The 11,912-nt window shown below is 50.4% G+C and carries 9 protein-coding genes; 8 read left to right on the top strand and 1 reads right to left on the bottom strand.

Features of this window, described 5'->3' with window-relative positions; genetic code table 11:
- Nucleotides 1-118: 118 nt before the first annotated feature.
- Entirely contained in the window at nt 119-1,618 is a 1,500-nt protein-coding gene (locus LKX83_RS10835; RefSeq protein ID WP_227882203.1) for a sensor histidine kinase, read from the top strand.
- Nucleotides 1,590-2,279 carry a response regulator transcription factor gene (locus tag LKX83_RS10830; protein ID WP_227882202.1) on the top strand — a complete coding sequence of 230 codons (690 nt, stop codon included), beginning with the start codon at nt 1,590-1,592 and terminating at the stop codon, nt 2,277-2,279. Before LKX83_RS10835 ends, LKX83_RS10830 begins: the two co-directional genes overlap by 29 nt.
- Nucleotides 2,280-2,758: 479 nt before the next feature.
- Here LKX83_RS10830 and LKX83_RS10825 read toward each other — a convergent pair whose 3' ends face one another.
- Nucleotides 2,759-3,517, bottom strand: a complete 759-nt coding sequence (locus LKX83_RS10825; protein ID WP_227882201.1) for a Crp/Fnr family transcriptional regulator — start codon at nt 3,515-3,517, stop codon at nt 2,759-2,761.
- A 160-nt stretch (nt 3,518-3,677) separates the two neighbouring features.
- Between LKX83_RS10825 and LKX83_RS10820 the strand changes: the two genes are divergently transcribed.
- From LKX83_RS10820 to pflB, 6 genes are all read left to right on the top strand, one after another.
- The gene (locus tag LKX83_RS10820) at nt 3,678-4,190 is read left to right on the top strand and encodes a GAF domain-containing protein (RefSeq protein WP_227882200.1); all 513 of its coding nucleotides are present in this window, start codon (nt 3,678-3,680) and stop codon (nt 4,188-4,190) included.
- Between the two features lie 90 nt (nt 4,191-4,280).
- Nucleotides 4,281-4,934, top strand: coding sequence for a response regulator transcription factor (locus LKX83_RS10815; protein ID WP_304518326.1), 654 nt, complete (start codon nt 4,281-4,283; stop codon nt 4,932-4,934).
- On the top strand, nt 4,927-6,003 hold the full coding sequence (locus LKX83_RS10810) for a PAS domain-containing sensor histidine kinase (RefSeq protein ID WP_227882199.1): 1,077 nt from the start codon (nt 4,927-4,929) through the stop codon (nt 6,001-6,003). The genes LKX83_RS10815 and LKX83_RS10810 overlap by 8 nt, the downstream gene beginning before the upstream one ends.
- A 259-nt stretch (nt 6,004-6,262) precedes the next feature.
- Entirely contained in the window at nt 6,263-6,781 is a 519-nt protein-coding gene (locus LKX83_RS10805) for a hemerythrin domain-containing protein (protein ID WP_227882198.1), read from the top strand.
- A gap of 211 nt (nt 6,782-6,992) precedes the next feature.
- A complete protein-coding gene (gene adhE / locus LKX83_RS10800; RefSeq protein ID WP_227882197.1) occupies nt 6,993-9,599 on the top strand; it encodes a bifunctional acetaldehyde-CoA/alcohol dehydrogenase in 2,607 nt (868 codons plus the stop codon).
- Nucleotides 9,600-9,633: 34 nt separating this feature from the next.
- Nucleotides 9,634-11,910, top strand: a complete 2,277-nt coding sequence (gene pflB / locus LKX83_RS10795) for a formate C-acetyltransferase (RefSeq protein WP_227882196.1) — start codon at nt 9,634-9,636, stop codon at nt 11,908-11,910.
- The last annotated feature ends 2 nt before the right edge of the window (nt 11,911-11,912 follow it).

Raw genomic sequence — 11,912 nt, 5'->3', positions numbered from 1 at the left:
GTGACAGGTTCCCGGCTATCCACTTTTTGGTTGCCTAATGGGAAGCAGTAGTGTATCTTTTGGATGATTTGCTAAGAAAGATCCGGTAGCATTCAATCTCATGCAAGGAGAATACATGATGTCCATAAAATTGAGACTTTTGCTCTCCTACATCGCCATGTTTATGGTCCCTATCATGATTTTCGTGTTATTTTCCGCTTTTCTTATTGCCGTATTTTACAAAGACATCAAGTCGCTTGAGGACGCCTCATCCAATAATGCCGGGAAGCCCTGGTTTCAAATCGTTAGCGATTATTTCGATAAAAAGAATGAGCTGGTCGGCGGAATCCGATTTTTGGCAAAATACGATCCCGACCGATTGGCTGACAATATATTTTTAACGAAAACAGATGAGCAATTGAGGAATCTGCGAGAAGGGCTTGTCATCGTAACTGATGATCGTGTAACGTTTGCCTCCAAACTCGCGGATGGAATCGATTTGAAGGAGGAGCTTCAGCACCTTGACACGAACCGTTGGGGACAAAATATAAACAACACCTATTCAGTGGAACGGATTGATTTTCATTTCAGCGATGATCGTTCCGGAACCGTCTATATCCTGACGGATTTTAAGCAGTTTTTCGGATTTATTTCAAAATTTTTCCCTTCCATTTTCCTGTCTCTGTTAGTCGCGATCATTCTCACGAACGGGCTGCTTACATTCTTTGTTTCCCGAAGCATCATCAAACCGTTATATGCGTTGAAACAAGCCGCCGAACATATTCAAGAAGGAGATCTTGAACATGAGGTGAAGATGGGAAGGAGAGATGAAATTGGCAAGTTGGGCGATGCATTCGAAGAGATGAGACGACGATTGAAGGCATCCATTCAACTGCAGAATCAGTACGAGGAAAACCGCAAAGAGTTGATTTCCAACATTTCACATGATTTGAAAACGCCGATCACCGGAATTAAGGCTTGTATTGACGGTATTTTCGACGGAATCGCCGATACGGATCAAAAGCGCAATAAGTATTTGAGGATGGTATACAAGAAAGCGACTGATATGGACCAATTAATCGATGAATTATTTTTGTTTTCCAAGCTTGATCTGAAACGACTTCCTTTCCATTTCATGAAGATCGATATTTCGGATTATTTACGTGACTTTGTAGAAGATCTTAGGCATGACCCGCAGAAGCAGGGTGTGTTGATCGATTTTCGCTGCGAGGGAAGCCATCCGGTTTATGTGCTGGTAGACATGGAGAAGCTGCGCAGAGTTATGGCAAATATAGTAGATAACGGTATAAAATATACGACCAGAGAACCTAAAGAAATCCGAATCGAACTTGTTGATCAAGAACAAGAAGTAACGGTAAGCGTACGAGACAACGGGATGGGAATTTCCGAGGACGCGCTTGCTCACATCTTTGATCGATTTTACCGGGTGGAACATTCGAGAAATAAAAAGACCGGAGGCAGCGGTTTGGGACTTGCGATCGTGAAACATATCGTAGAGGAGCATGGCGGAAAAGTTTGGGCGCAAAGCGCATTAGGGGAAGGAACCGCCATTTTCTTCACATTACCCAAAGGGAGCGGATTGGACGGCCATGAAGCGGATACTGATCATCGAGGATGAGGATATCATTGCGGAAGTGGAAAAAGATTATTTTGAGGCAAGCGGATTTTCGGTCGAAATCGCGCAAAGCGGAGACATCGGTTTGCAGAAAGCCATTCACGAAGAGTATGACTTGATCATTCTAGATTTATTGCTTCCGGAAACCGACGGATTCGAAATTTGCAAGCAAGTTCGCAAGAGTAAGAACATTCCGGTACTCATCGTCTCTTCCAAGATAGAGGAAATCGATAAAATCCGCGGTTTCGGTCTCGGTGCGGACGATTATGTGACGAAGCCGTTTAATATGGGTGAATTAGTGGCAAGAGTAAAGGCGCATCTTGCCCGTTATGAACGGCTGACTCAATCCGATGTCCCCCAAAAAGACGAAATTCGAACCGAGGCAATTCACATTGACAAACGCTCCAGACAAGTGTTCGTTAATGGAACTGAAGCGTTTTTAACCTCTAAGGAGTACGATCTGCTTCTTTTTTTGATGCAAAATCCCAATCATGTATTCAGTAAGGACGAATTGTTCATGAAAATATGGGGGATGGACTCGCTGGGCGATATCGCCACCGTCACTGTGCATATAAGCAGACTTCGAGAAAAGATTGAGCCGGATCCTTCCAATCCGCAATATATTGAGACTGTATGGGGGGTAGGATACCGTCTCAAAGTTTAAGGGAAAGTAATAATCACCAATCTGGATACATGCAAACATTGATAGTCTAAAGACTCCTACCGGTTTTGTCTCAAGCATTGTACGAAGGACGGACTCAAAAGTTGAGTCCGTCTTTGCGTTTCTTTGCGATCATATTTTGTCACATAAACGCTTCCGATTGGGTGTCCTGTTTGGGTTCAGTTTATGTTGTCGAAAAGAAGCCGCTAGACTAGATAATCTAGTAGTTTAGCAGCTCTATTCCGTAGGAGAGATTTGATAGTAGGTAACGATGAAACGCTAATCCCAGAAGAGGGGCACTTCCTCTTTGAACCTGCGGCCGCCGCACGTTTCGCAGACGGTTGGGGGACAGTCTGGGCATGGTACTTGGCATCCCGATCACGTCTTACGTAGCGGATCAGTTTACACTTGAGGGACAGGATTATTGATGGTATTGCGCTTCGTACGAGGTCGGATAAGCATTGGAATCAGAATCATCGCTTTTAAATACGGCAAACTTCCTTTGGGCAAGCCGGGCAGGCAGGACAATGACAAATCGATTTTAAAGCATTGAGATTCTGAATGATTAAACGACCTTTACGGATATCGATTACGCCTTCCTCTCGTAATCCGTTCAACATCCGATTCACACTTTCACGTGTTGTTCCAATGAATTCGGCCAACTCGGCGTTTGTTAGCTTGAGGCTGATCTTAATCCCCTCCGCGCCTAAAACGCCATAAGAGTTTGCAAGCCGAATCAGCGTTGATGCCAAAGCACCTGGTTTGCCGAACAACAAGAGATCCCGGAATTTCGATTCCGTTACCTTGTGCATAAGCGCCATCCAGCTCATAAACCGAACGGCGAAATCACCGTGTCGGTAAAGCAGGATCTCCAAATCCCTCCATTGGATGACCCCAAGCTCTGTGTCCTCCATGACTTCTGCGCTGAAGCTGCGTACCGCATTCAACCCATCCCCCGGTTCGCAGAGCATATCCCCGGCTTGCAGGATCGAAAGAATAAAATCTTTGCCGTCCTCCGTTGATTTCCGCAGCTTCACTTTTCCTGATTTAATGTAATAAAGCTTGCCAGTCGGCTCGCCTTCCCAGAACAAATAGCTGCCGGCTTCCGCGGTTTTGGGGTACATCAGCTCCACAACACGATCGAACTGCTCTCCCGAAAAAAAGTTGCGTATCCCCAAAGGATTATTATTTGTTCCCTCATTCTCGCTCCTCTTTTTCAGCGATCCTGCCGCGTTTGCCATGTTCCCAACTCCTTCTTATCGATGAACTCATCATATCGTCTCCGGCAACCAAAAGTTATAGGGGAATCACCTGAAAGGAAGAGGAGAAATCCCTTAACTTTCTCAGGGAAAAGGGGATCGTTGTTGCACATAATTGAAATTAACTCAGGGAGTTCCCCGAATGACTTTCTTGGTCCCACAGGCTACACTTGAAATAGAGTTTGATCGAACCGAGGAGAAAGAAGGAATGACGATGAGCCTCGAACACGAGTGGGAACAGGAGATGAAGCTTCTGCTTTCCGATCTAGGTTGCGACTTCTGTTCGGTAGGTATTCTCGATACGAAAAGCAGAATTCTAACTTGGAAATTGGCAGTCGGCAACATGAGCGATCGGTACCAACAAATCTCAGAGAAACCAGGAAGGGGATTCCATAAGTCCGTAATCAAGATCGGTCGGGCCATGGCCTTCCAAATGGCGGAACTGGTTGCCAACAGGCAAATGCAAGAATATCCGATATTGATGTCCGAGCACCTGCGATCGGCATATGCGGTACCGATCATGGAAGGACATCAAGTCGTTGGCGTGTTGCTTATTGGCAACCGTAGCAACCGGGTTTTCCAACCGGAGGACAGAATTCGCGCTGCTTCGGCGGGCGAGTGCGTTGCAGAATCACTTGCCGCAATGCGATCGTAATATGCAGGCTTCCCAACGTTACTAAAACTTTTAACACTGAGATTATGATAAAATGGTTTAAATGCTCGACGTCCGAGAGGAGAGAATCAATTGGTCCGCATCATGGTAGTGGATGACCATGCCGTCGTCAGATCCGGTTTGATGATGCTATTGGACGGGAAAAACGACATGTCGATCGTGGGTGAAGCTGCAGACGGAGACGAAGCTCTCGCCAAGGCGAAAGAACTAAAGCCCGATGTCGTGCTGATGGATTTGAGTATGCCCCACGGAAAGGATGGCTTAACCGCAACTGCAGAACTGAAGAAGCTTTTGCCGGATACTGCCGTTTTGATTCTAACGATGCATGACGACGAGGAGTACCTGCTCCGGGCCATTCAAGCCGGAGCATCTGGCTATATCCTCAAGAGTGCCCCGCATGAAGAGCTGCTCTCCGCCATCCGTCTGATTTCCACAGGAAGCGCATATTTATACCCGGATGCAACAAAGCGGCTTATGAGCGATTACTTGGAGAAAATGAAAAATGGTGAGAATGGTAGTGCGTTCGAGTTACTTTCAGACCGCGAAAAAGAGATTTTGGCCAAGATTGCGCAAGGGTACTCCAACAAGGAGATTGCAGAGCAACTCTTCATCAGTGTAAAAACGGTCGAATCCCATAAAAGCAACCTGATGGAGAAACTGAAATTGAAAACTCGACCGGACCTTGTTAAATATGCGATGAAAAAGGGGATGTTAAACTTTGAATGATACCCCCGATTTCAATTGGTACATCGATGATCCCGCATTGCTTAGTGAACTGCAACGATCGCTTAAGCAGTTGGCAGACGTGAAATTCGCCCTCGACGAGGCTTCTATAGTGGCCGTGACCGACCGGAAAGGCCGCATTCTGTACGTTAACGATAAATTTTGCCAAATATCCGGTTACGCAAAGAAAGAACTGCTCGGACAGGATCACCGGCTGATTAATTCCGGCTATCACCATAAAGATTTTTTTCGCCAGCTATGGAATACGATCTCTTCCGGAAAGGTCTGGCATGGGGAAATTAAAAACCGGGCCAAGAACGGGGCTTATTATTGGGTTGATACGACCATCGTGCCATTCGTGGACGCAGAGGGCATGCCCTACCAGTACTTGGCGATCCGGCATGAGGTCACCCAGCTCAAAAATACGGAGGAAGCGCTGCAGTCGACGTTGTCCCAAATGATGCAAATCCAGGAGGAAGAGCGCAGACGTTTTTCGCGAGATCTTCATGACGGCATCGGACAGAGCCTGTTTTCGCTCAAAATTTCGATCGACCGCATGATCTCCGAGGGAGGCGACCAACGTCTACGTCAGCTCGGAGAGGAAATTTCTCTGCTAATGGCGGAGGTAAGGGGATTGGCATGGGAGCTGCGCCCTTCTGTGCTGGACGATCTGGGTGTTGTCCCCGCCCTTCGGACGTATATCGGAAATCACGAAAGCCATTACGGAATGCGAATCCGCTTTGACAGCAACCTAAACAAACGGTTGAATTTACTGATTGAGACCACCATTTACCGGATTGTCACTGAAGCTTTGACCAATGCCGGGAAATACGCTAGCGTTTCCGAGGCAAATGTGACGTTGAGAGACATGGGGGATACAGTGGAAGCGGTCGTCGAGGACCACGGAACCGGCTTCGATCCCGAAGAGTTAAGACGCGGCGTAGGTCTCTTCAGTATGGAGGAACGCGCTAAAGCTGCCGCCGGCGAATTGGAGATCCGCTCTTCACCCGATCAAGGTACCGTAGTGAAGCTAACTTTACCGGTCCGTCCGGCCAGCGTCGAAGAAGACTAAAACGAGCTTTATACGAAAACCGCTCCGGATTGCAGCTATTATGCTGCATAGAGTGGCTTTTTTTTTGATATGAACATTTGATGACGGACTATAATTCATGATAAATATCACAGTGTGAGCAAGAAATACACCTTATTCTGAACATAGATTGATCTTAAAGGAGGACATTCGATGATCAAAATGAATTATTTTGTGAATAATTTCACATGATTTCGGTTGGTTATAAGTTGTATACTTTAATGAAAGCGAGGAATCCACCATGGTGGTGCACGATGCGACAGATAAACGATTGATTTCGGAGGATACGAAACTGCTGTTGCTGGAAAAGGCCGTCGTTCGGGCCAGACTGGATCTCGAGACGCTGAAGAAAGAGTTGATCGAGGTATACGATAAAGCATGCATCGTTCGCAAGGATGAAAATATCAATCGTTTAAATCAGGAACTTCATGAATTAAACCAGACGTTAAAACATTTCCTGCGAGATTGGTGTAATCACAACGAGTGGGAGGAAACTGATCTCTATCCATACGCGGTGTGGTACTTTGGAGAGGATCCCCAGTTGTTCGACTACATGGAGCAAGATCATAAGATGGCGGAGCTCTATATTCACGCTTTCCTGCAGACGTTGAACAGGACGACCGTTCCGGTCAGCCAAAAGACTGCACGAAGGATGGCTTCGTATTTGTTACAAGCATACGCATTTTTGAAAATCAAATTTAAAGAGGAAGAGGATATTCTGACTGCGTTGGAGGACCACTCGAACCGCTTTCATTTTTAATAACAGTTAATGTGAAAACATTCACAATTCATTTCGATTTCTGTGACGAACCGCACATCCGAAAAAGAAACGGACCACCATAATGAGCGTATACGGCTGCCGCAATTATGTTGCTAAGCTCCGAATGGAAGACGAAACGAGATTGCCGTTTGCCGGGAAAGTTGATGGATCATATCGCGTACAGCGGCTCTTAACCTAGGAGGCAGATGAAATGTCCATGAAGGAAAAGACGCAAGAAATGATTGTCGGGGCTCAGGAAGAAGTAAACACTCTAGCTGCGAGAGCACGACAAGCTCTCGAAGCTTACATGGAGCTGGATCAGGAACAAGTCGACCGGATCGTTCAAGCGATGGCGCTTGCGGGACTCGACCGTCATATGCCTCTCGCGAAGTTGGCGTTCGAGGAGACCGGACGCGGGGTCTACGAAGACAAGATTACGAAGAATCTATTCGCAACAGAGTATATTTACCACAGCATCAAGAACGAGAAGACGGTCGGCATCATCGAAGAAAACGGGTATGAGAACTATCGCAAGGTGGCGGAGCCTGTCGGCGTGATTGCCGGCATCACGCCCGTCACCAATCCGACCTCGACCACGATGTTCAAAGCACTCATTGCAGTCAAGACGCGCAACCCGATCATATTCACCTTCCACCCGTCCGCTCAGCGGTCCAGCCGAGAAGCCGCCAAGACTCTTCTTGACGCCGCAGTCACGGCAGGCGCGCCGGAGCACTGCATCCAGTGGATCGAACATCCTTCTGTCGAAGCGACGCAGCTGCTCATGAATCACCCGGGCGTATCGCTCGTCTTGGCAACAGGAGGCTCCGCGATGGTAAAAGCCGCTTACAGCACTGGCAAACCCGCCCTCGGCGTCGGCCCCGGAAACGTGCCTTGCTTCATCGAGCGTACCGCAGACCTCGAACAGGCCGTGACCGATCTCATTCTCTCCAAGACATTCGATAACGGTATGATTTGCGCCTCGGAGCAGGCGGTCATCCTCGACGAGCCGATCTATGCAGCCGCGAAAAAGCTGATGGAGGCGAACGGTTGTTACTTCCTCAATAAGGAAGAAACCGAAGCGGTCTCTCGCTTGGTCATCAACCCGGAGAAATGCGCGGTTAACGCCGTTATCGTCGGACAGCCCGCCGTCAAAATCGCCGAAATGGCGGGCTTTAAGGTGCCTGAGAACACGAAAATCCTCGTCGCGGAGCTAACGGGCGTCGGAGAGAAGTACCCGCTGTCCGCTGAGAAACTGAGCCCCGTGCTAGCTTGTTACAAAGTGAAAACCGCGGAGCAGGGAATTGAGCGCGCTGCTCAGGTAGTTGCCTACGGCGGAATGGGCCACTCCTCCGTCATCCATACGAAGGACCAATCGTTCATCACCGCGTTTTCTGCACGGCTGCAAACCGGTCGCATTATCGTCAATGCGCCTTCCACCCATGGCGCAATCGGAGACATTTACAATACAAACCTGCCGTCGCTCACGCTTGGCTGCGGCTCCTACGGAAGCAATTCGACGACCTCTAACGTGACCGCAGTCAACTTGATTAACGTCAAGCGTGTGGCGTATCGCACGCTGAACATGCAATGGTTCAAGGTACCACCGAAAATCTATTTCGAGCGAGGAGCCACGCAGTATTTGGAGAAAATGCCGGACATCAGCCGGGTCATGATCGTTACCGACGCCGCCATGGTGAAGCTGGGATACGCGGAGAAGGTCGAATACTATCTTCGGAAGCGCAGAATGCCTGTCGCCATCGAAGTATTCTCGGATGTCGAGCCCGACCCTTCCGTGGACACCGTAACACGGGGCACGCAGCTGATGGCCCAATTCAAGCCTGACTGCATTATCGCCTTAGGCGGCGGATCCCCAATGGATGCGGCAAAAGCGATGTGGTTGTTCTACGAATATCCGGACACCAGTTTTGATTCGCTCAAGCAGAAGTTCATGGATATTCGCAAGCGGATCTATAAATATCCACGGCTTGGCCAGAAAGCACGATTCGTGGCCATTCCAACGACGTCGGGTACCGGATCGGAGGTCACCTCGTTCGCGGTGATCACCGACAAGCATAAGGGCCACACGAAATATCCGTTGGCCGACTATGAATTGACTCCGGACGTTGCAATCATCGACCCGGACTATGTGTACAGCCTGCCGAAGACGGCGGTCGCCGATACGGGCATGGACGTGCTAACCCATGCGATCGAGGCTTACGTCTCCGTAATGGCGAGCGACTTCACCGACGGACTCGCGCTTAAAGCCGTTCAACTTGTCTTCGAGAACATTGAAGCGTCCTATCACCGCGCCGACCCGAAAGCTCGGGAGAAAATGCACAACGCTTCGACCATTGCCGGAATGGCGTTCGCCAATGCCTTCCTAGGCATCAATCATAGCTTGGCGCACAAATGGGGCGGTGCGTACCATACGGCACATGGCCGAACCAATGCGATCCTCATGCCGCATGTCATCCGGTACAATGCGCAGCAGCCGACGAAATTCGCTTCGTTCCCGAAGTACGACCACTTCGTGGCGGACAAACGCTACGCGGATCTGGCCCGGCTGCTCGGACTGCCGGCACGCACCACAGAGGAAGGCGTGAACAGCCTGATTGATGCTATTCGCGGCCTCAATCGGTCGCTCGACATTCCGGAATCGTTCCAGGCGCTCGGTTTCGATGCCGCCGATTTCGAATCCAAGGTCGATTATTTGGCGGACCGGGCGTTCGAGGATCAATGCACGACCGCCAACCCTCGGATGCCGCTAGTGACGGAGCTCGCCGACGTCTACCGCAGCGCGTTTTACGGCAAATTTTAAAACATCCTAAGCGACAAATCAGGAGGGATCTTACATGTCCGCAAATGAACAAGAACTGCGCTCCACAACGGAACCTGTGCAATTCGAAGGCTGGAGAACGTTCCGCTCCGGCAGATGGCAGCGTCATATTGACGTGAACGACTTTCTTACTATGAATCTGACTCCGTACGAAGGGGATGAATCCTTCCTTGCGGGACCGACGGAAGCGACCCGGAAGCTTTGGGATGCGATACTGCTGCTAATGAAGAAGGAGCGCGATAACGGGGGCGTTCTGGATGTGGACACGGACAACGTGTCCACGATCACCTCGCATGCACCGGGCTACATCGACCGTTCGCTGGAGAAGATCGTCGGACTGCAGACGGATGCTCCGCTTAAGAGGTCCGTTCAGCCCTTCGGCGGCATCCGGATGGTCATCGATGCCTGCAAAGCTTACGGGTATGAGCTGCCGGAAGAGATGATCCGTACGTTCACCGATCTTCGAAAGACACATAACCAAGGCGTGTTCGACGCCTATACGACGGAAATGAGAACGGCCCGCAAAGCCGGCATCATCACAGGTCTTCCGGATGCTTACGGCCGTGGCCGAATTATTGGCGATTATCGTCGAGTGGCTCTGTACGGCATCGACCGTCTAGTTGCAGAGAAGAAGGAAGACCTGCTCCAGCTTGAAACGGATGTAATGAATGAAAGCACGATACGGGCAAGGGAAGAACTGTCCGAGCAAATTCGCGCGCTGGGCGAGCTGAAGGTTATGGCGAAAACCTACGGCTACGACATCAGCCGTCCGGCCGCGACGGCGGCGGAGGCGATTCAGTGGCTGTACTTCGGCTACCTGGCAGCCATCAAGGAACAGAACGGCGCGGCGATGAGCTTGGGACGGATATCCAGCTTCCTCGACATTTATATCGAACGCGACAAGAAGGAAGGAACGCTGAGCGAAGAAGAAGCTCAAGAGCTTGTGGACCATTTCGTCATGAAGCTTCGCTTGGTCAAATTCTTAAGAACGACCGATTACAATGAGCTGTTCAGCGGCGACCCGACATGGGTAACCGAGTCGATCGGCGGCATGGGAAACGACGGCCGAACTCGCGTGACCCGTTCGTCGTTCCGATTCCTTCACACCTTATACAACCTGGGTCCGGCACCGGAGCCGAACTTGACGGTGCTGTGGTCGACCCGACTGCCGGAGGGCTTCAAAAATTATTGCGCCAAAGTGTCGATAGACACCAGCTCGATCCAGTACGAGAATGACGACCTTATGCGCCCCATATACGGAGACGACTACGGCATCGCCTGCTGCGTATCGGCGATGCGGATCGGCAAGCAAATGCAGTTCTTCGGGGCACGGGCGAACCTGGCCAAAGCCCTGCTCTACGCGATAAACGGGGGTAAAGACGAAAAGCTCGGCGATCAGGTCGGGCCGGCCATTGCACCGTTGACCGGCGAGACGCTGGATTATGAAGAAGTAATGCGCCGATACGACGACATGCTGGAATGGCTCGCGCGTCTGTACATGAACACTTTGAACGTCATCCATTATATGCATGACAAATATTGCTACGAGCGTCTGGAGATGGCGCTTCACGATAAGGAGAGCATCCGAACAATGGCTTGCGGGATTGCCGGCTTGTCGGTCGTCGCCGATTCGCTCAGCGCCATCAAATACGCTAAGGTCCGTCCGATCCGAAATGAACAAGGGCTGGCCGTAGACTTCGAGATTGAAGGCGAATATCCGCAATACGGAAACAATGACGATCGAGTGGACGGCATTGCGGTGAAATTGACGGAGGCGTTCATGGATAAGCTCCGCAAGCATCAGGCATACCGTGACGCCATCCCGACACAGTCGGTGCTCACGATCACTTCGAACGTCGTATACGGCAAGAAAACGGGCAGCACGCCGGACGGTCGTAAAGCCGGCCAGCCGTTCGCGCCGGGAGCCAACCCGATGCACGGACGCGACCGCAAGGGAGCCCTCGCATCGCTGAGCTCGGTCGCCAAGCTTCCGTACGAGAGCAGCCTGGACGGCATCTCGAACACGTTCTCGCTGGTTCCCAAGGCTCTCGGACGCGAGGCGGACACCCGTGTCATGAACCTCGTCTCGCTACTTGACGGTTATGCGGCGAAGAAGGGCCATCATCTCAACGTGAACGTCTTCAACCGGGAACAGCTGCTGGATGCCATGGAACACCCGGAGCAATATCCGCAGCTTACGATTCGCGTATCGGGGTATGCGGTCAACTTCATCAAACTGACGAGAGAGCAGCAGATGGACGTCATCAGCCGGACCTTCCACGGTGCCATCTAACG

The organism is Cohnella baijiui (genome assembly GCF_020731285.1).
In the GTDB taxonomy this organism is placed as follows: Bacteria; Bacillota; Bacilli; order Paenibacillales; family Paenibacillaceae; genus Cohnella.
The sequence above is the reverse complement of the archived record's forward strand: the minus strand, read 5'-3'. Positions and strand labels throughout refer to the sequence as shown.

Bases quoted from the DNA above. Each gene is read 5' to 3' on its own strand.
- LKX83_RS10835 (WP_227882203.1), top strand. From the start codon at position 119: ATGTCCATAAAATTGAGACTTTTGCTCTCCTACATCGCCATGTTTATG.
- LKX83_RS10820 (WP_227882200.1), top strand. From the start codon at position 3,678: ATGACTTTCTTGGTCCCACAGGCTACACTTGAAATAGAGTTTGATCGA.
- LKX83_RS10825 (WP_227882201.1), bottom strand. From the start codon at position 3,517: ATGGCAAACGCGGCAGGATCGCTGAAAAAGAGGAGCGAGAATGAGGGA.
- LKX83_RS10805 (WP_227882198.1), top strand. From the start codon at position 6,263: ATGGTGGTGCACGATGCGACAGATAAACGATTGATTTCGGAGGATACG.
- adhE (WP_227882197.1), top strand. From the start codon at position 6,993: ATGTCCATGAAGGAAAAGACGCAAGAAATGATTGTCGGGGCTCAGGAA.
- LKX83_RS10830 (WP_227882202.1), top strand. From the start codon at position 1,590: ATGAAGCGGATACTGATCATCGAGGATGAGGATATCATTGCGGAAGTG.
- pflB (WP_227882196.1), top strand. From the start codon at position 9,634: ATGTCCGCAAATGAACAAGAACTGCGCTCCACAACGGAACCTGTGCAA.